The following is a 17,799-nucleotide window of genomic DNA, read 5'->3' as shown; positions in this document are numbered from 1 at the left end:
TAGCCATCAACCATAAGATAAGAACAGTGACCACAGGTGCTGTATGTACGATTTGAAGAATCTGGTCATTGTCGACAAGAGCCATGGCTTGACCGTCCTGCAGGTCACTGCGGACCTGGTCGCCGGTGCACTGGAAGAACTGCTGGCCAATTGCGTCGCCAGCGCCAGCATCACGCAGAAACTGGACTACTCGATCCTGAGCCTCTACCAGGACAAGCTGGAGGCCGCCATGGGCAACATGAACCTGCCAGCCCTGCCGATGGGTTCGGCTCCGGAGGGCCTGCGCTGACAGGAACCCTGAGCGGCCAACGGTGGCTCAGCGACGCGATTTCTGTTGACGCCCGGTGCTGGCAACGCCAACGGCACTCGCCTCGTTGTCCCGCCATTGCGCCAGCAGCCGCTGAGCATTCTCTTCGCAATCCATGCCATCGGGCTTGCCTTCGATCCCGGCGATCAGGGCCAGCAAGTGACTGCGGTTGTGCGCCAGGCGGTCCTGCAACGTCTCGATCTCCGTGACCTTGCGCCTCAGGCTCGCCAGCAGTCGATCATGGCGCTCCCCCCCTTTCACAGCTGACTCAAGTGTCAAGGTGCGCATCTCCTCCAGGCTGAAACCGGCCTGCTGCCCACAGGTGATGATTTCCAGGCGCTGCACCACATCCTCTGGGTAGTCCCTATAGCCGTTGCCCAGGCGCTGGGACTCGATCAAGCCACTGGCTTCATAAAAACGCAGGCGCGATGCGCTCAGGCCCGTACGTCGGGCCAGTTCACCAATCTTCATTTGAGTTGCAAATCTCCGGTTGACCTTAAGGATAACTTTAACCTTAGGCTTCTTCGCAATACAGCCCCGCCGCACATAAATCGACGCGCGGCGCCTCACCGGAGAACACCATGAACGCTTTCCAGCCCCTGCGTTTACCCAATGGCAGCACCCTGCCCAACCGCATCGCCAAGGCCGCGATGGAAGAGAACCTGGCAAACCTGGACCAGACCCCATCGGATCAACTGCTGCGCCTGTATCAGGCCTGGGCCGAAGGTGGAGCCGGTCTGTTGCTCAGCGGCAATGTGATGGTCGACCCCAGCGCCATGACCGGACCTGGCGGTGTAATGCTCGACGACAGCCAGCAACTGCAACGGTTTCGCCAATGGGCACGCATCGGACAGGCCCAGGGTGCGCAGTTCTGGATGCAGATCAATCATCCTGGGAGGCAAATGCAGGCGAGCCTCGGCCAGACCACCGTCGCCCCCTCTGCAGTGGCCCTGGACATGGGTGGGCTATCGAAGATGTTTCCCCTCCCAAAGGCACTGGAAGAAGCTCAGATCAATACACTGATCCAGCGTTTCGCCCGTACTGCGGCGCTGGCCGAAGAGGCCGGATTCAGCGGCGTGCAGATCCACGCAGCCCATGGCTACCTGTTGAGCCAGTTCCTCTCGCCCCTGAGCAATCAGCGCCAGGATCGCTGGGGCGGCAGCCTGGAGAATCGTGCACGGTTGCTGCTGGAGGTGGTCAAGGCCGTACGCGCGACGGTCTCTCCTGGGTTCAGCGTGGCCGTCAAGCTCAATTCGGCCGACTTCCAGAGGGGTGGTTTCGAACCCGCCGACGCACGCCAGGTGGTGCTGTGGCTCAATGAGCTGCCGGTGGACCTGGTGGAGTTGTCGGGCGGCAGCTATGAAGCCCCAGCCATGCAGGGTGATGCCCGCGATGGCCGGACCCTGGCTCGCGAAGCCTACTTCCTCGAATTCGCCCGAGAGATTGCAGCCATTGCACGCATGCCGGTCATGGTCACGGGCGGCATCCGCCGCTTGCCGGTAGTGGAACAGGTCCTGGACAGCGGCGTGGCCATGGCCGGCATCGCAACCGCCCTGGCGGTAGACCCTGCCCTGCCCCGCCGCTGGAAACAGGGCGATCGCAAGGCCAGTGCCGAACTGCCGCCGATCCGCTGGAAACGCAAGGCCCTGGCAGCGCTGGCCTACATGGCACTGGTGAAGCTGCAGATGCGGCACCTTGCCGAGGGTCGCCAGACCAAACCAGGCTCCTCGCCCCTGCGCGCCCTGTTGCTGGAGCAATGGGCAACCCTGCATCGGACCCGGCAATACCGTCGGATGATGCAAGGCCGTGCGGTTCTGGTGGAAAGAGCCAGTGCATGACACTGCCATCAAGGCTATTGTGCGGCCTCTATGGAGCTGGCCGGCGCGACGCTGTTTGCAGACCAGCTTGCAACCTGGCAGCTCCAGAGACGCCACTCAGCGGTACCGCTGAGCGTTGCGAACACGATCGCTGCAGTGCCGCGCGCTTGAAAGAAAGTGCCGGCTAGCCACATGGAGAAAGTCTTGAGCAATTACTTCGAGAGTCCTTTCAAGGGCATCACACTGGACAAGCAGGTCACCCATCCGAACATCCAGGTTGGCCGGTACAGCTATTACTCCGGGTACTACCACGGCCACAGCTTCGACGAATGTGCACGCTACCTGCCACCAGACGAAGGCGTGGACCGACTGATCGTCGGCAGTTTCTGCTCGATCGGCTCGGGTGCCGCGTTCATCATGGCCGGTAATCAAGGCCACCGGAACGAATGGGTCAGCACCTTTCCTTTCTATTGGATGCCAGAAGAACCAGCCTTTGCGGGAGCGCAGAATGGCTATGAATCCGCTGGCGATACGGTCATCGGCAACGATGTCTGGATCGGCTCCGAAGCCATCATCATGCCGGGCGTCAAGGTGGGTGACGGCGCGGTGATCGGCACTCGCGCCCTGGTGACCCGGGATGTCGAGCCCTACGCCATCATCGGCGGCAACCCGGCCAAGACCCTTCGCATGCGCTTCGATGAGTGCACCGTGCAAATGCTCCTGGAAATGAAATGGTGGGACTGGTCCACCGACCAGTTGAAGGACGTGATGCCACTGATGACCAGCGGCAATGTCCAAGCGCTATACCTGCATTGGCAAAACGTAGTGCGCCGCGCTTGATCCAGCCAGATCAAGAAAGCCCGTGGATCGTCGATCCACGGGCTTCAGCCAGGCATTCAAGAATCAGGCTCAGCCACCTGTACCGTAGCGTTGCTCCGATAGCGAAAAGAACTCCCTATCGATGACATCCCGCAGTTCCACCAGGCGTAACTGGCTGTATGCCGGCAGGATCCTTATGCCGAACTCCTCGATGTTCCTTATCACCCCCGCACCACGCCTGATGACCTGGTAGGCACAGTACTGAATGGAGTTCAGCGGTGAACAATTGATCCTGCCAGACTGCACCCTGAGTGCCAGCAAGTCAGGATCGAAGATCTCGCACTTGTCGAGCATCACCTGGTTCAAAAGACATTCGAAACGCTGCAGGACACTGCGCTTCTGATCTTCGCCATAACCATTCCACTCAATCACCTCATGATCGAATCGCTTGCAACCCCGGCACACCCGATCACCGTAGACCGTTGAGCAAAGCCCGATACAAGGCGTCTTGATTTTCTCCGGACTCATTAAGCACTCCTGGGATCGAACCTCGCTTATCGACCCTTTGTCTTCCAGGCCGATCAATCCCAGGACAAGGCGCCACCGGTTTGATATTCAATGACACGGGTCTCGAAGAAGTTCTTTTCCTTCTTCAAGTCCATTATCTCGCTCATCCACGGGAATGGATTCTCGACGTTTGGATACTCCTCCTTCAGCCCTATCTGGCACAGGCGGCGATTGGCGATGAATTTCAGGTAGTCCTCCATCATGGCCGCATTCATGCCCAGGACTCCGTGGGGCATCGTGTCTCGCGCATATTCGATTTCCAGCTGGGTACCCTGCAGGATCATTTGAGTCGCCTCCTCCATCAAGGCATGGTCCCAGAGGTGAGGGTTCTCGATCTTGATCTGGTTGATGACGTCTATGCCGAAGTTCAAGTGCATCGACTCATCGCGAAGGATGTACTGGAACTGCTCCGCGACGCCGTTCATCTTGTTTCTTCGCCCCATGGAGAGAATCTGGGTAAAGCCGCAATAAAAGAAAATGCCCTCCAGCACGCAGTAGTAGGCGATCAGGTTCCTGAGCAGTTCCTTGTCCGCAGAGACACTGCCTGTCTTGAACCTTGGATCGGATATGGCCCGGGTATAACGCAATCCCCACGCGGCTTTCTTGGCCACGGTAGGAACCTCGCGATACATGTTGAAGATCTCCCCCTCGTCCATGCCCAGGGACTCGATACAGTATTGATAGGCGTGCGTATGGATGGCCTCCTCGAAGGCCTGGCGCAAGATGTATTGTCGGCACTCGGGGTTGGTAATCAGGCGGTACACCGCCAGGGCCAGGTTGTTGGCTACCAGGGAGTCGGCAGTCGCAAAGAACCCAAGACTGCGCATGACGATACGACGCTCATCGTCACTCAACCCCTGCGGGTTCTTCCAAAGCATGATGTCTGCCGTCATGTTGACTTCTTGCGGCATCCAGTGATTTGCACACCCGTCCAGGTATTTTTGCCAGGCCCAGTCATATTTCAGTGGAACCAGCTGGTTCAGGTCCGCTCGACAATTGATCATGCGCTTTTCATCGACGGCAACCCGTCCCGAGGCCCCTTCCAACTCATCCAGGCGCTGGTTGAACTCCAGTGAGTTGAGAGCTTTCTTCGCTCGAATCACTGCTGGCGAATCACCAGGCACAATCATCCTGGCTTCCTGCGCGGCGGTATTTCCTGCCACGTCGAGACCGTCCTTTGGTGTCGTTTCATGCGGCCTGTCAGGTCCACCCGTTCCTGCAGCTTCATGATCGTTCACATCAAGCCCATCCCAACTCAACATTTCATCCATCCTTATTCTTGCCGTCTGGCGAGCAGCAGCTCGACCAGAAAGTCATGTTTTCGAGAATGCGTACCGCAAAGCCTTCCCACAAAAACACTACATATAGTTAAACTAAAACAATAAAACACAATATGTAGTGCATGCGACGAAAGCGGGGCACAAGATATAGAGGGCAGGATGGTGCGTCAACACAATATGTAGACTAAAAAAGAAACAAAAACACTACATGTAGTGTTTTCGGGTCAAAAAACGATGCGCATCGATGATAAAGCGACTCGACGCAAGGGAGACGGGCTTAAAGGCGTGGCGGGAGGGTTGCCGAAACAGCACCGGTGTCAAAGCCGGACCGGCGGTGCCTATGCTCTGTCCAGTGGTACCTGCAGTTCTACATGCAAGCCGTGGGCATGCCATCGGCGATCGACGATCCCACCAACAGTACTGGCAAGCTGATCGATCATCTGAGTGCCATAACCACACCTGTCCGGCGGTGCGATGATCCTGGGGCCGGCACTTTCCAGCCACTTGAGTGCCAGCCGTCCTTCGGCCGTCTTCCAACTGATGTGGACTTGCCCTTGAGCAACACTGAGCGAACCATGCTTCACCGAGTTGGTCGCCAACTCATGGAGGACCAGCGCCAGCAGATTGGCCAGCGCTTCTGGAATCACATGCCTGGCACCACTGAACCGGCATTGATTGCCAAAGGGCAGAAGCACTGCTTTGACCAAAGACCGCATCTGCACACTGCACAGATCGTCCGTTGCCAGCACCTTGTCGTAGACCCTGGACAATGCCTTCAGCTTGCCTTCGGCGATCATCGCCAACTGATCGGCTTTCCCAGAGGCGCGGGCCTCACGATCAGCCATCATCATGACCGCCGCCGACACGGTGAACAGATTCTTGATCCGATGCAGCATCTCTCCCGACAACAACTGCTCCCTGAGCAACAGTCGGTCCAGTTTGTGCTGTAGCAGCACCAGCTCGGAGACATCCCGCGACACGCACACGACCGAGAAGACCTGGCCTGAGGGACCGACAACCGGCGTCATCAGGTTGTCCCAATGAACAACCTGCCCCGAGGCTTCACTGTGACTGGCGAAACGAGCGGTGACACCGGTGAGGGCCAAGGCCAGGGCTTCACAGGCAGCGGCCTGGACCGAAGCAGGCAGCAAGGGTATCCAGGGCACGCCCCGAACCTGGGCGGGTGCAATCCCCAGGGCGACACGTCCTGCCTCGTTCATGGCCAGGAGAAGACCGTCCGGGCTCAGGACTTTTATGCAGTCGGAAGTGGCGTCGAGCATGGCCCGTTGCGCATTGAAAACAGCGGGCTGGTCATCCCCCTCAGGCCTGGTGGAAGCCCCGCCCTGGTTATCGTCCTTGTGCATGATTTCAACTACCTAAAGGCCGAGACAGCCAACGATAAGACAACCCAATGAGGACGACAATCATTCGCCTCCCCACAAGACCAGGCGTGTAAAAACATGCCGTTCTCATCGACGTCGGTTCTTCCATGCCCTTGGCTTCCGCGGGCCATGGACTGGCGGTTCCGTCACCTGGCGCGCATGATGGGCGACGGTGACCATCACCTGGGGTTTCCTGCAAGCGCTCGGTATAACTGGAGTGTTTCAATGTATGAAGTTCGCCCCGTATCGCTGCATGGAGTGCTAGCGACACTCGCCATTACCCGGGCACGGGGCATATCGGATGAAATCATCCTGAGAGGTGCAGGCCGTCTGCCCGATTCCCTGACCGACCCCGATGCGACCATCACCATGGAGCAGGAGTTGGTGGTATTCGACAACGCTCGCCGGGCCATTCCCGAACAGCATCTGGGCCTGCTCATTGGCAGCTCCATGCCGATCTCGACACTGGGTCTGCTCGGCTACACCCTGCTGGCAGCGCCTACCCTGGGCGAGGCCCTGAACTGCGGCTTGCAGTTCCCCATCCAGTTGGCCAGCCAGTTCGCCCCGCACCTACTGCACTACGGCAACGACCAGCATTTCGTAGGCCGCGATTGCCATGGTTTTTTCGAGGGCTACAGTTTCTCCACCGACGTCTTTCTCAGCGCGACCTTGCGCGTCATCCGCGACTGCCTGCAATCTCCCCAGGAGCCATTCAGCGCTCATTTCAAACGTCCGCCCCCCAGCGATCTGGCCCCCTATCGCCAACTGTTCGGCGGCGACATCCAGTTCTCCAGCCACTCGGATTCCCTCAAGCTCCCCAAGGCCCTACTGAACCAACGGTTGCCGCTAGCGGATCCGATCAGCCACCTGGCCATGCTGAAGCTGACCCAAGCACGAGAACGAGAGCTGGAGACCAGCGCCGGTAGCGCAATAGCCCATGAAGTGAGCACCTTGCTCAAATCGGACATCCAGCGCTACAGCGATCTGAAAGCCGTGGCCCAGGCCTTGAATATCTCCGAACGAACCCTGCGCCGACGGCTGGCCGAACGCACGGTAACCTTCAAGCGCCTGCAGAGCATGGCCCGCCACCAACTGGCCAATCGGCTGCTCAGCAGTACTCACCTGTCGCTGGACGCCATCAGCCAGCAATTGGGTTTTGCCGATCCGTCCTCCTTCGTCCATGCCTATCACAAATGGGCCGGTGTATCCCCCGGGCGTTTTCGCCGATCGCTACGAAGCTGAGCCCGCTCCCGCCAGCTTCTCGGTCAAAACGATGGCTTGGCCGGAAAAGACAAAAAGCTGGCCAGTTTCATCACCTCAAGCGCTGTCCAGCACCCGATACTGGAGCCCGCTTCATGGCCCGCCAATTCTAATAATACGGCCGCCCCGGCAAGCCAACGGCCACGCCGCGGCGCTCACAGGAGCACTTCGAATGCGAACCACCTCCACTGCAGATCCCTGCGCACAATCGGCAGTCACCGAATCACGACTGCCTCGCCGACTCTCGTTCTCCGATGTCCTGGTGTATGGGCTGCTGTACTTCTGCCCCCTGGCACCTACGGCGGTGTTCGGCATCGTCTACGACATGTCCGCGGGCATGGCCGCACTGGTTTATGCCGTGGCCGCACTGGCCATGACCTTCAGTGCGATCAGCTACAGCGAAATGGCCAGGAGCGTTAACGTGAGCGGTTCGGTGTACCGTTATGTCAGCCTGTGCACCAACGCTTTCACCGGCTTTGTCACCGGCTGGCTGATCCTGCTGGACTACTTCCTGCTGCCGGCATTGCTGTCCATTCTCACCGCCATCGGCATGGTCCTGCAGTTTCCACAGAGCTCGCGCTCATTCTGGATCCTGTTGTTCATCTGGCTGCCAGCACTGCTCAATATCATCGGCCTCAAACTGACCATCAGGGTCAACAAGGTTTTCCTGTTGGTGCAATTGGCCGTCCTGGCCGTGTTCTTCGTCTATTCGCTCTGGGGCATTGTCCAGCACAACCATCTGGTCTCGTTGCTGGCGCCGATCTGGGACAGCCAACACTTGCAACTGATGGCGATTCTCTCAGCGATACCGGTCGCCGCCCTGAGCTTCGTGGGCTTCGACGCCATCTCCGCGCTCAACGAGGAAGCCACCGGCGGTGGACATACCGTCTCCAGGGCCACGCTCATGCTCCTGCTCCTGGTTTCGCTGCTGTTCTTCGCCCAGGTATACCTGGCCAATGTCTTCGTGCCGAAGGGTACCCGATACAGCACGGACCAAGCCGAGACCGCGTTCTACACCCTGAGCGCGACGATCGTCGGCAGCTGGTTCCAACCCATCCTGGTGGTTGCGGCCGGGACCGTTGCAGGGGTGGCCAATACCATTGTGTCGCAGATGACGACGTCCCGATTGATCTTCAGCATGGCCCGCGACGGCAGGTTTCCTTCATGCCTGGCACGCCTGGATCGACGAGGCAACCCAATAGCGGCGCTGCTGTCTGTCGCCCTGGTTTCCACCGTCGTCGGCCTGTTGGCCGCCAACGAAGTGGAGTTGCTGGTGACCCTGGTCACCTTCGGCGCGCTGTTCGCCTACATCACCCTGCACATCAGCCTGTTCTATCGCTTTCGCAAGCATCCCGAGCGCCACTGGTTCAAGCACGTGATCTCGCCCCTGGCCGGTATCGTGATCCTGGTCGCGGCCCTGGCCAGCATGAACGAGCATGCCAAATGGCTCGGCAGTGCATGGTTGTGTATCGGCCTGGTGCTGGCATGGGTGCTCCAACGCAAAGGCCGGCTCGCCAGTATCGACCTATCGGCATGACTCTCTCCCGGGCGCCAGGGGTGCCCTCTTCCAATCGTCGTAATCACAAAGGCACATCATGCATTTCGACCAACAACATCGCATTGCGGCCCCCGGAGGGCAGATATGGACCGCCATCAGGCACGGCGAATCATCTGGCCTGCCCCTGGTCGTCGTGCATGGCGGTCCCGGCGCCAATCACTTGTACCTGTCGAACTTCAGCGAACACCTCAAGGAGCGTTCCCTGATCTACTACGACCAACTCGACAGCGGCTATTCAGCCCGTCCTAACGATGCTGCCCATTGGACACTGGAGCGCGCTTGCGATGAATTGGCCGCGGTCGTCGAATTCCACGGGCTCACCCGATTCCACCTGCTCGGCAGCTCCTGGGGCGGCTCGATTGCAGCGGCCTATGCCAGTTGCCAGGACCCTCGGCTGGCCAGCCTGGTCCTCGCCGGGCCGTTGATCAGCGCCGCCGACTGGAACGCCGACAACCGGGCCCATCTGCAAAAACTCCCCAGCCCGTGGCGCGAGGTCCTGTTGGCAGGCGACTCAGGGCATCCGCAATTCGAAGAGGCGCTGCAAATGTTCAACCGCAGGCACATGCTCAGACTCGACGAAGAGCCGCCGTTCATCAAGGAATCTGATCGCTTGTACAACAGCACGCTGTTTCGCCACATGTGGGGAATCGCGGACTTCTTTGGCGATGGCACCCTCTGCGAACTGGACCTGCGCGATGCCCTGCGACGGATCAAGTGCCCCACCCATTTTATCGTTGGCGAACACGACGAATGCAGCCCCGCCGCCATACGGCGCTATGTCCGCTACCTGGACAATGGTGGCGAGCATGTAGTGCCGGAGGCCTCCCACCTGGCCCATATCGAACAGCCGGAGCTGTTCTTTGGCTGGCTCGGTGAAACCCTCGCGCGCTACGACGCGCTGGCTTGAAGGTTGAGTCGAAAACAGGCGATTGCGGGTCGGTACAAGGCCGTCCCGCTGCCCGCGATAATCGGCACCACAGCGACATCCGAACTCAAGGCGAGGGGCGAAACAAGCACGGCATGCGGCGACCGAACGGCCCACTCAATCGACGAACATCCCACCACGCTAGCGCTGCAAAATCGTTATAGCCCTGCTTCCAGCAACCTGGTTGCTAGTACTGGACTTCATGCAGCGTCCTCATCTATGCCGCTGGTAACATCCACAAACAGGCAGCGATCCCGCTATATCGATATTTAATAGCGCCCGTTGCGTATGAAAATGTTTCATTGTAAGAATTGCCGGGTCATATGGATCGACGCTTCCGAGGGCCGAGTCGTACTCAGGCAGGCTCCCCTGACTTTCTGAACGCTTTAGGCCGGCACCTCTTATGGAAAACCCTGGTATCGAGTACACCGACAAGCAGCGCTGGTTCGCCCTGACCAAGATCAACACGCTTTCGGTGCTTTCGCAGGTCGTGCAGATCGGCACCATCACGCCCTTGCTGTCGCTGTCACTGGAACAACAAAACGTGGAGCCGGCCAAGATCGGGGTGATTGTCAGCGCCTCCTGGATCGCGATCCTGCTGCTATACAAAGTCGTTCCACGACTGCTGGGGCAGCTGGGACTGGTCAGGGCCAATATCCTCAGTGCAGCACTGACCATTACCGCGCTGATCGGCATGACCCTGACCAGCAATCTGGTGCTGATCTTTGCCTTGAACTTCATCCTGGGCATCGGCTTGATCCTGCGCTGGATCGCCTGCGATACCTGGATCGTCTCGGTCGCGTCCAGGAACGAACGTGGCCGAGCGATCGGCGTGCATGAAACCCTCATGGGCCTGGGTATCGCGGTGGGCCCGCTACTGCTGGTGGTGTTCGGAGTCGGCAGTGTCGTGCCTTACTACGCCTGCGCCACCATCGTGCTGATCTCCGGGGGCCTGGCCCTGACCTTGAAGGAGCACGACACGCAGCCGCAGACCCCGACGCAGAAACGCCATGCGAAGCTGTTCGGCGTGATTCCAGTGGCCCTGTGCGGAGCCTTCATTGCCGGATTTGCCGAAACCTCGTCGGTGTCGTTCCTGGCCGGCTACAGCCTCTGGGCGGGGTATGCCCTGACCGCCGCGACGCTGTTGATCTCGGTGTTCGGGGTGGGCGGCACGGTCCTGCAGCTGCCGATTGGCTGGGTGGCCGACCGCACCTCCTGCAAGGCCGGGCAACTGATCTGCTGCCTGGTGCTGCTGTTGGGCACGGTGGCCATTCCCTTCAGCCAACCCTTTCCATGGCTGGCCACATTCATCGTGTTCTTCTGGGGTGGAGCCATCGGGGGCATGAACACGTTGGCGGTGATCGAGGCGGGGCACCGAGTAGACGAACATCAGGTCTCCACGGCCATGACCGCCATCGCGATGTTCTATACCTTGGGCAGCGTGCTGGGGCCGATCATCACCGGGGCCACGGTGTCCTATATCAGTCCACATGGCCTGATGATTTCGGTGGGGGTAGCCGGGGCGCTGTTCGTTGCGCTACTGGCGCTGCGCCGGTCGGCGACAGTCCAGTGAAGCCCGCCCGGTTCTCTACCGGAGAACCAGGCGCTTACCTTGCTGGCGACAAGTTGCCGAACAGCTCCACAAGGCCATGGGGAGCTTGCTCATTGAAGAACACCTCGAGGTTGTTCCCGGTTTGCGTGGCCGCGTCAGAGCTGCGAGCGAACAGCTCCTGCTCATAGGCAAGCAATGCCGCTTCCAGATCATAACCCGACTCACAGATCGCCCTGGCGAGTTCCGCCCCGTCGTACATGGCCAGGTTCGCGCCTTCCCCGGCAAAGGGCGACATGAGGTGCGCCGCATCACCCAGCAACGTCACCCCTGGTACGCGCGCCCAACAGTGAGCGATGGGCAACTCGTGGATCGGGCGCAGGACTGGCGTGCTCTCGCAGTCGTCGATCAGTGCCGTGAGCGCCGGCGACCATCCTTCGAACTCCCGGGCAAGCCGCGGCAAGGCCGTTGCCGGCCGGGAAAGATCGAGGTCCTGGAACCAGTTCTCCGGCACTTTCAACGCCACATAGGCCTGGAGCGTTCCATCGCGATGGCGATGGGCAAAGATTCCCTTGCCCGGCATCGTGGCCATCAAGGTGCCCTGCCCGATCAACTGGGCACTGGCAGCATGACGAGCGTCGGCGTCGAAAAGAAACGTCTCTACAAATGAAATGCCGGTGTACTGCGGTCTTGTCGCGGTAAGTAACGGGCGTACCTTCGACCAGGCGCCATCGGCGCCAACCAGCAGGTCGGCCTGGCTCGAAGAACCATCGGCAAACACCAGTTGATGGCGCCCATTACCCATCGGTATCGCCTGGGTCAGCTTGTGGTTCCAGCGAACACAGCCTTCGGGGAGCGAGTCGAGCAGCATCTGGCGAAGCTCGCCCCGATCCACTTCCGGCCTGCTGCTTGCCCCGGTGGAGGGGCGGTCCAGGAGGACCTTGCCCGTGCTGTCGCAGATCCGTTTGGCGTCTTCGCCAGGGCGAACAAGGCGCAAGAACTCCTCGTGCAAACCGGCGGCCTTCAACGCCGGCTGTCCATTGTGCTGGTGAATATCCAGCAGCCCGCCCTGGGAGCGGGCCATGGCCGAAGACTCGGCCTCATACACCGTGGCAAGCACTCCATGCCGGTGCAGGACCCGGGCCAGGGTCAAGCCGCCAAGTCCCGCACCGATGATCGCAATCGCCCTGTCGGTCCCTCTTGTTGCCTTGTTCATCGACAGCCCCTCCTTCCGGGACTCTCAACGGCACCGGCGGTATCGCCGGTGCGTTGTGCCACGACTACTCGACTCTCTCGACATCCCAGCCGTCGAAGAAGGTCCCATAGGCCTCGGCCAATTCATTGAAGGCCATGCACCTGCGAAAAAGCTTGTCCGCGGGCAATGACTCGACCTTGCTGACGCATAGCGTCAGGTTGCCGTCGTCATTCTCATGAACGCTCTCGACGAGGTAGTCACTCTCGATGAGTTCGCTATAGACGCCCTTGAGATCATCCTCGTTCTTGCCGAAGAAAAAGAACCCCCACTTCAGCGGTTCCGACGTGTCCCAACCGTTGTTTTGCATATCTGTATAAGCAGCATCAATCGACGCCTGGCTGGTATTCATTCCATTCCTTAGATACTGATTCAATGGTCTTCCAGGCGGCTTTCGGCCGGCCGGAAATGTCACTTGGGGCGAGCCTGGCGATGGGCCGATTCAATCCCAGTAGACGGTATATACCTGGTAGCCGTCCTGTGGTTCTGGCGCACCGGCGTGCTTGCCATAAGGCCAGCCGACGATAATGCCATCGGACTCCAGGCCCTCGATCCACTGATCGGCGACAGCTTGCGGTGCCGATGAGTAGACATGGATGTTTTCTGCCGCTGGCCAGTCGTCGCACTCCAGCGCTTCGCACCAGTCCTGATGCAGGCCTACATAGACGCCTTGCACGTCAGGCCGTTGTTCTATGCACTTGAACCGGGCATGGATTTCCCGGATCGATGGGCGCCCAAAGCCCCATTGGTTGGGTGCGATGGACTGCTCCTGGTCGTTGCCCAGGAAGTACTCATCCAGGGTAACGATGGGGAAATGATCTTCATCCAGTGCGTCCAGCGCTTCGACTCTTTCCAGCAAGATCTTTCGATGACTCATGATTTACCTATCGGTCGAGGTCCTACTCGCAAACATCACCAGGAGCACGCAACGGCATCACCCACTGGGCAAGCGCCTGCCCTGGCGAACCCGCGCATTATGAAACCAATGGCCGGCCCGGCTCCAGCTTCAAAACCTGTTTCAGGCATCGGCCCGAGGCGCAATCAAGCCACTACCCTGCTGGAAACGGCACCCGCAGTTCGACTTGCAAGCCACGGCGATGCCAGTCGCGCTGGAGCGTCCCACCGACGCTACCGGCCAGTTGGTCGATCAGTCCCGAACCATAGCCATACCGGGCTGGCGGCTCGGCGATGACAGGCCCGCCGCTCTCCAGCCAACGGATCGCCAGCCAGCCATCGTTGACGGACCAGCGAAGCTCGACCTCGCCTTCAGCAACGCTGAGCGCACCATGCTTCACGGAGTTGGTGGCCAGTTCATGGAGCAGAAGCGCCAGCACGTTGGCCAATGGCCCGGGTACAAGATTCTTCGTGCCACTGAAGCGGCACTGGGCGCCAAAGGGGTGCAGCACCGACACCATGAACGCCTCCATTTCCACATGGGCCACATCGTCCGCCGCCAGTACCGTGGAGTAGGCCCTGGACAGCGCCCGGAGCTTGCCTGCCGCGATCTTGGCCAACTGCTCGGTTGTGCCGGACGCCCTCGCCTCCCTGTCGGCCATCAGGATCACCGCCGCCGCCACGGTGAAGAGGTTCTTGATGCGGTGCACCATTTCCCCCGACAGCAACTGCTCCCTGGCCAGCGACTGATCCAGCTCCTTTTGCAACAGGACCTGCTCGGTGACATCGCGTGAAACGCAGACGATGGTATGCACACGCCCTGCAGGGTCGATGGTCGGTGTCAGCAAATTGTCCCAGTAGATGACCTTCCCACAGGCATCGCTGTACCCGGCAAAGCGTGCGCTCAGCCCCGTCGCGGCCAAAGCCAGTGCGTCATAGGCCGCCGAATGAATTGAAGGGGGAAGCAGGGGCACCCAGGCCGAACCCTTGACCTTCGACGGTGCGATATCCAGTGCCACGCATCCGGATGCATTCATGGCCAAGAGGGTGCCATCTGGCGCCAGGACCTTGATGCAATCGGGAGTGGCATCCAACATCGCGCGCTGCAGGTCGAACACGGGCGGCTCGCCATCCCGGCGAACGCGAACTTCGTTATCGTCCTTTCTCATACATCCAACTACCCAAAGGCCGAAAACTTGCCAAAGACTAAAAGAAATCCAGTAGTAGCAATATAAAAGCCGCCCAACGGCAACCACTCCGCCTGCCCCAAAGTAAAACCATAGAAACGAAACTGCTCGACTCAGCCAACTCCCGGCAATAAAGCAACTCGCGCGCCGTACTATTACCGGGAGTCATTCGGCACAAACGGTGGTTCTATCCAAGCTACTGTCCAGGCCCGCCAAAGAGCCCATGCGGCCATGGAATACTCACCTGCCCGGACTCGCGCAGTGCTCGCCCTCAACGCCAGCCCAGCGGCACCACTCAATGATCGGAAAGTCCCCGGGGATTGCCACCCGCCCAGGAAAGATTGCCGCCTATCACCGGCCTGCACATTTTCCGCTTATTTACGCAGCGAATGATCGCTTAAGATCACCTGCCGAAATAAACCGATAGCCAAGTCGATAGGGGTTTTCACCATGGGTCATCTGCGCGTCGCTCTGCTGCTCTTCGTCCCCCTCACCTTGATCTGTGGGTGTACGACGCAACTGACGGAAGCCGGCAGGCAAGTGAGCCTGGTCACGGCCGCCTCTGCCCAGGCGTGCAAAGTGCTCAAGCCGTTCACGGTAAAAGGCTCCTCCAATGCAGACGCATTGAACATGGCCTTCAATAAATCAGCCGAACTAGGGGGAGATAGCGTGGCGGTCGTCGATGTTGCGGACGACTCCAGCATCCAGGCGGCGGCCTTGCAATGCCATCCGTAAGGGGGGCGGCCTATCAGTAGCGGTATGGCCTGGTAGACTTCCCTTCCACTTCATCAAGCAGCCAGCAGCCGATCAACCGGGTCGTGCCAAAGGCCTTGAGAGAGCTCAGCAAATGCCCAAGAACCAGCCCACAGGTGCACCCGCCGCAACCGCTGCGGACATCGAACGGTCCATCCTGGCCCTTAACAAAATGGCTGAACGCCTCTGGGGAGAAGGTCGGGAGCCCGAGGCACAGGCTCTCATCAATGCCCTGGATGCCCTGAACCGAGCCCTTGATCGCATCAGGATTGGAGAAAGCCGCAGGGCCGCCACTCTCCATTGACCGAGCGCCAATGAAGCTCATGCTCAGTGTCCCACTTGCCTGGCAAGCCTCGCCGAGCGGGCCGGCCTGTCGTGAAAAAACAGTGGCCGGCGTGCTGTGACAGCGGCAACAAAGATCAGTTGATCAGAACCAAACGTTCACGCTGGGCTGGCGTCAGGTCATCTATCAGCCCCACCTTCAGCGTGCCGCTGGAAGAGCCTGCCAGAGGAGCGCCCAAGTCGGCGGATGCCTGTTCCGGCAACTTGTACATGGCTCCAGTCAGCGGGTCCACGATCAGCATGCCGATCAACCCACCCACCAGGATGTTTCCCCAGTACCAACCACTGAGGCTGGAGTCCAGCGTGACAGTCTTGTCAGCGTACCCATCTTTCTTGAAATGCAGCGTGTAGGTCTGGCCTGAGAAATATCCCCGGGAAGATTCCAGGGTCACGGTGCCGGGGGTATTTCCAGAATGCACCACGACCCCGTTCTTATTGACGATTTCAAATGCAGCGCCCGGCGGTGTGCTTGAAACAGCGACTGGATAACTCGACTCACCGACGATACTGGCACACCCCTGGAGCCCCATCGCCACAGCACACGCCACTGCTCCTGCCATCTTCCGAAACGTCATCAATACAACTCCATTGCGCCATCATTGGCATGGCCGGAAATCGACCGCTGGCGATTGTACTCAAGCAATACCAAAATGCCACCACCCTATACCCGACAAGCCCCCTGTGCACGATCGCCCTCACAGGTCCCGCACCAGTGCCCGGAAATTGCCCACCGACCTGAACACTTTCATACTGTCGGGCCGAACCTCGAGAGCAGAATGGACACTATGAATGCGCAAGAATTTGTAGCGCTTTGGAAGGCAGAGAAGACCTTGGCGCTCGACAACCTGCGCCAAGGACCGGGACGGGCCGCCGAGCAATTCAAAGCCCTTGAACTGGACGCCGAGCAATCGCAGAAACTGTGGAAAGCGGTCGATACGGCCCTGACCGATGTGTTCTACACCTTGCTGCTGGGCCTTGATGGAGCTGCATCCATTGGTGGAGAACAGTGCGAGTATCAACTTCGGGATGAAGCTGGAGAGCTGATTTCAGATACGGGTGAAATCGAGGCCGAGGCCTACGCACAGTTTCATTGCCCATGAACCTTTATTGGCATGGAGCCTATACATAGAGCCTGGGCATAGCGCCCGCGCTTAAAGCGCTGCCCGCTCCAAGAACTTGCTTATTTCCAGAGAGTAGGCGCCAGGGTGGGAGAACCTGAACATGTGGCCCGTACGCGGCATGACCACCTCCTGCGAGCCCCTTATGCCTGCAAGGAGCACCTTCGCCGCCAACTCACCGATCAATTTGTCCTCCTCCGGGGTCAGGATCAGTGTGGGGACGTCGATTCTCGCCAGCAGCCCCGTATAGTCCGCCCGCTCAATCGAACGCATGCGGTTGACGTAGGCCCTGTGGGGCGTCTTCTCGACGAAGAAGGCACGGCTCTTGGCGACTGACCAGGGAATCTCCCCCTCATTGTCAAACGATGAAGCCAGCTGCGCGGCATGGATGCGCAAGGTCGCCTGGCGGTAGAAGGGCCCGGGAAAGAATGGCGCCAGTGCAGCCAGCGCCTTGAGCAAGGGCGAGGTGATCGGGCTCTTGGCAAAACCACCCGAAAGGACCAGGCCTGCAAGCCCTCTTGGCTGGCGTGTGGCAAATGCGAGCGAAGCCACCGCCCCATAGGAATCGCCAACCAGCACGTAACTCTGCAGGTCCCTCACCTGATCGGCCAAAAAATCGGCCAACGTTTCCAGGTCATGTACGTCATCGGGCAGGCGCAAAGTGCGCATGTTGCGCCCCTGCAGGTGGGTCAACGAGTTCAATTGCCACGGGGCTCCTGCGAAACAAGGGATCATGACCAAGGTTGGCGTCGCTTTCATGAGGAACTCCTGGCGGGTATGAAGAAGTGA

Annotated in this window: 20 protein-coding genes; 10 read left to right on the top strand and 10 right to left on the bottom strand. The window is 59.5% G+C overall.

Annotation, left to right across the window (positions count from 1 at the left end; translation table 11 throughout):
• The first annotated feature begins 43 nt into the window (after positions 1-43).
• A complete protein-coding gene (locus ATY02_RS13200) occupies positions 44-289 on the top strand; it encodes a hypothetical protein (protein WP_068580675.1) in 246 nt (81 codons plus the stop codon).
• 27 nt (positions 290-316) lie between these two features.
• On the opposite strand, the gene ATY02_RS13195 is transcribed toward ATY02_RS13200, so the two are convergent.
• Positions 317-778: a MerR family transcriptional regulator gene (locus tag ATY02_RS13195; RefSeq protein WP_068580674.1), complete on the bottom strand. Its 462-nt coding sequence runs from the start codon at positions 776-778 to the stop codon at positions 317-319.
• 110 nt (positions 779-888) lie between these two features.
• Here ATY02_RS13195 and ATY02_RS13190 point away from each other — a divergent pair, with 110 nt between their 5' ends.
• The gene (locus tag ATY02_RS13190) at positions 889-2,145 is read left to right on the top strand and encodes an NADH:flavin oxidoreductase/NADH oxidase family protein (protein ID WP_068580673.1); all 1,257 of its coding nucleotides are present in this window, start codon (positions 889-891) and stop codon (positions 2,143-2,145) included.
• Positions 2,146-2,328: 183 nt separating this feature from the next.
• Positions 2,329-2,964: a type B chloramphenicol O-acetyltransferase gene (catB, locus tag ATY02_RS13185; RefSeq protein WP_068580672.1), complete on the top strand. Its 636-nt coding sequence runs from the start codon at positions 2,329-2,331 to the stop codon at positions 2,962-2,964.
• A 69-nt stretch (positions 2,965-3,033) separates the two neighbouring features.
• On the opposite strand, the gene ATY02_RS13180 is transcribed toward catB, so the two are convergent.
• The 3 genes from ATY02_RS13180 to ATY02_RS13170 all read right to left on the bottom strand — a co-directional run bounded on the left by ATY02_RS13180 (position 3,034) and on the right by ATY02_RS13170 (position 6,154).
• Complete coding sequence (locus ATY02_RS13180) at positions 3,034-3,471, bottom strand: DUF1289 domain-containing protein (protein ID WP_068580671.1); 438 nt, start codon at positions 3,469-3,471, stop codon at positions 3,034-3,036.
• Positions 3,472-3,524: 53 nt separating this feature from the next.
• Positions 3,525-4,640 carry a ribonucleotide-diphosphate reductase subunit beta gene (locus ATY02_RS13175; protein ID WP_416220683.1) on the bottom strand — a complete coding sequence of 372 codons (1,116 nt, stop codon included), beginning with the start codon at positions 4,638-4,640 and terminating at the stop codon, positions 3,525-3,527.
• Positions 4,641-5,128: 488 nt separating this feature from the next.
• On the bottom strand, positions 5,129-6,154 hold the full coding sequence (locus ATY02_RS13170) for a PAS domain-containing protein (protein WP_068580668.1): 1,026 nt from the start codon (positions 6,152-6,154) through the stop codon (positions 5,129-5,131).
• A gap of 243 nt (positions 6,155-6,397) precedes the next feature.
• On the opposite strand from ATY02_RS13170, the gene ATY02_RS13165 reads away from it, so the two are divergent.
• The 4 genes from ATY02_RS13165 to ATY02_RS13150 all read left to right on the top strand — a co-directional run bounded on the left by ATY02_RS13165 (position 6,398) and on the right by ATY02_RS13150 (position 11,488).
• Complete coding sequence (locus tag ATY02_RS13165) at positions 6,398-7,414, top strand: AraC family transcriptional regulator (RefSeq protein WP_068580666.1); 1,017 nt, start codon at positions 6,398-6,400, stop codon at positions 7,412-7,414.
• A gap of 190 nt (positions 7,415-7,604) precedes the next feature.
• The gene (locus tag ATY02_RS13160) at positions 7,605-8,969 is read left to right on the top strand and encodes an APC family permease (protein WP_068580664.1); all 1,365 of its coding nucleotides are present in this window, start codon (positions 7,605-7,607) and stop codon (positions 8,967-8,969) included.
• A 58-nt stretch (positions 8,970-9,027) separates the two neighbouring features.
• Complete coding sequence (locus tag ATY02_RS13155; protein ID WP_068580661.1) at positions 9,028-9,897, top strand: proline iminopeptidase-family hydrolase; 870 nt, start codon at positions 9,028-9,030, stop codon at positions 9,895-9,897.
• A 421-nt stretch (positions 9,898-10,318) separates the two neighbouring features.
• Complete coding sequence (locus ATY02_RS13150; RefSeq protein ID WP_068580660.1) at positions 10,319-11,488, top strand: MFS transporter; 1,170 nt, start codon at positions 10,319-10,321, stop codon at positions 11,486-11,488.
• Between the two features lie 34 nt (positions 11,489-11,522).
• On the opposite strand, the gene ATY02_RS13145 is transcribed toward ATY02_RS13150, so the two are convergent.
• From ATY02_RS13145 to ATY02_RS13130, 4 genes are all read right to left on the bottom strand, one after another.
• On the bottom strand, positions 11,523-12,680 hold the full coding sequence (locus ATY02_RS13145; RefSeq protein ID WP_068580658.1) for an FAD-dependent oxidoreductase: 1,158 nt from the start codon (positions 12,678-12,680) through the stop codon (positions 11,523-11,525).
• Positions 12,681-12,744: 64 nt separating this feature from the next.
• Complete coding sequence (locus ATY02_RS13140; RefSeq protein ID WP_068580656.1) at positions 12,745-13,068, bottom strand: ribonuclease E inhibitor RraB; 324 nt, start codon at positions 13,066-13,068, stop codon at positions 12,745-12,747.
• Positions 13,069-13,158: 90 nt separating this feature from the next.
• Positions 13,159-13,593 (bottom strand): hypothetical protein, encoded by a 435-nt coding sequence (locus ATY02_RS13135; protein ID WP_068580654.1) that lies wholly within the window; start codon positions 13,591-13,593, stop codon positions 13,159-13,161.
• Positions 13,594-13,765: 172 nt separating this feature from the next.
• The gene (locus tag ATY02_RS13130; protein ID WP_083235711.1) at positions 13,766-14,779 is read right to left on the bottom strand and encodes a sensor histidine kinase; all 1,014 of its coding nucleotides are present in this window, start codon (positions 14,777-14,779) and stop codon (positions 13,766-13,768) included.
• A gap of 468 nt (positions 14,780-15,247) precedes the next feature.
• Here ATY02_RS13130 and ATY02_RS13125 point away from each other — a divergent pair, with 468 nt between their 5' ends.
• Together ATY02_RS13125 and ATY02_RS36045 are read left to right on the top strand one after the other, a co-directional pair.
• Positions 15,248-15,532, top strand: a complete 285-nt coding sequence (locus ATY02_RS13125; RefSeq protein WP_068580650.1) for a hypothetical protein — start codon at positions 15,248-15,250, stop codon at positions 15,530-15,532.
• A gap of 112 nt (positions 15,533-15,644) precedes the next feature.
• Positions 15,645-15,854, top strand: coding sequence for a hypothetical protein (locus ATY02_RS36045; protein ID WP_083235710.1), 210 nt, complete (start codon positions 15,645-15,647; stop codon positions 15,852-15,854).
• Positions 15,855-15,969: 115 nt separating this feature from the next.
• Here the strand turns inward: ATY02_RS36045 and ATY02_RS13115 are convergent, their stop codons facing one another.
• Positions 15,970-16,467, bottom strand: coding sequence for a hypothetical protein (locus ATY02_RS13115; RefSeq protein ID WP_083235709.1), 498 nt, complete (start codon positions 16,465-16,467; stop codon positions 15,970-15,972).
• A 201-nt stretch (positions 16,468-16,668) separates the two neighbouring features.
• Between ATY02_RS13115 and ATY02_RS13110 the strand changes: the two genes are divergently transcribed.
• On the top strand, positions 16,669-16,992 hold the full coding sequence (locus ATY02_RS13110; protein ID WP_206600591.1) for a hypothetical protein: 324 nt from the start codon (positions 16,669-16,671) through the stop codon (positions 16,990-16,992).
• Between the two features lie 51 nt (positions 16,993-17,043).
• On the opposite strand, the gene ATY02_RS13105 is transcribed toward ATY02_RS13110, so the two are convergent.
• Positions 17,044-17,769 (bottom strand): alpha/beta fold hydrolase, encoded by a 726-nt coding sequence (locus ATY02_RS13105; RefSeq protein ID WP_068580646.1) that lies wholly within the window; start codon positions 17,767-17,769, stop codon positions 17,044-17,046.
• Positions 17,770-17,799 lie beyond the last annotated feature (30 nt).

Source organism: Pseudomonas sp. BIOMIG1BAC (assembly GCF_001705995.2).
In the GTDB taxonomy this organism is placed as follows: Bacteria; Pseudomonadota; Gammaproteobacteria; order Pseudomonadales; family Pseudomonadaceae; genus Aquipseudomonas; species Aquipseudomonas sessilinigenes.
This window is presented reverse-complemented; position numbering and strand designations above follow the sequence as displayed.

Bases quoted from the DNA above. Each gene is read 5' to 3' on its own strand.
- ATY02_RS13190 (WP_068580673.1), top strand. From the start codon at position 889: ATGAACGCTTTCCAGCCCCTGCGTTTACCCAATGGCAGCACCCTGCCC.
- ATY02_RS13110 (WP_206600591.1), top strand. From the start codon at position 16,669: ATGGACACTATGAATGCGCAAGAATTTGTAGCGCTTTGGAAGGCAGAG.
- ATY02_RS36045 (WP_083235710.1), top strand. From the start codon at position 15,645: ATGCCCAAGAACCAGCCCACAGGTGCACCCGCCGCAACCGCTGCGGAC.
- ATY02_RS13125 (WP_068580650.1), top strand. From the start codon at position 15,248: ATGGGTCATCTGCGCGTCGCTCTGCTGCTCTTCGTCCCCCTCACCTTG.
- ATY02_RS13175 (WP_416220683.1), bottom strand. From the start codon at position 4,640: ATGATTGTGCCTGGTGATTCGCCAGCAGTGATTCGAGCGAAGAAAGCT.
- ATY02_RS13200 (WP_068580675.1), top strand. From the start codon at position 44: ATGTACGATTTGAAGAATCTGGTCATTGTCGACAAGAGCCATGGCTTG.
- ATY02_RS13155 (WP_068580661.1), top strand. From the start codon at position 9,028: ATGCATTTCGACCAACAACATCGCATTGCGGCCCCCGGAGGGCAGATA.
- ATY02_RS13145 (WP_068580658.1), bottom strand. From the start codon at position 12,680: ATGAACAAGGCAACAAGAGGGACCGACAGGGCGATTGCGATCATCGGT.
- ATY02_RS13170 (WP_068580668.1), bottom strand. From the start codon at position 6,154: ATGCACAAGGACGATAACCAGGGCGGGGCTTCCACCAGGCCTGAGGGG.
- ATY02_RS13135 (WP_068580654.1), bottom strand. From the start codon at position 13,593: ATGAGTCATCGAAAGATCTTGCTGGAAAGAGTCGAAGCGCTGGACGCA.
- ATY02_RS13105 (WP_068580646.1), bottom strand. From the start codon at position 17,769: ATGAAAGCGACGCCAACCTTGGTCATGATCCCTTGTTTCGCAGGAGCC.
- ATY02_RS13160 (WP_068580664.1), top strand. From the start codon at position 7,605: ATGCGAACCACCTCCACTGCAGATCCCTGCGCACAATCGGCAGTCACC.
- ATY02_RS13180 (WP_068580671.1), bottom strand. From the start codon at position 3,471: ATGAGTCCGGAGAAAATCAAGACGCCTTGTATCGGGCTTTGCTCAACG.
- ATY02_RS13130 (WP_083235711.1), bottom strand. From the start codon at position 14,779: ATGAGAAAGGACGATAACGAAGTTCGCGTTCGCCGGGATGGCGAGCCG.
- ATY02_RS13165 (WP_068580666.1), top strand. From the start codon at position 6,398: ATGTATGAAGTTCGCCCCGTATCGCTGCATGGAGTGCTAGCGACACTC.
- ATY02_RS13140 (WP_068580656.1), bottom strand. From the start codon at position 13,068: ATGAATACCAGCCAGGCGTCGATTGATGCTGCTTATACAGATATGCAA.
- ATY02_RS13150 (WP_068580660.1), top strand. From the start codon at position 10,319: ATGGAAAACCCTGGTATCGAGTACACCGACAAGCAGCGCTGGTTCGCC.
- ATY02_RS13115 (WP_083235709.1), bottom strand. From the start codon at position 16,467: ATGACGTTTCGGAAGATGGCAGGAGCAGTGGCGTGTGCTGTGGCGATG.
- ATY02_RS13195 (WP_068580674.1), bottom strand. From the start codon at position 778: ATGAAGATTGGTGAACTGGCCCGACGTACGGGCCTGAGCGCATCGCGC.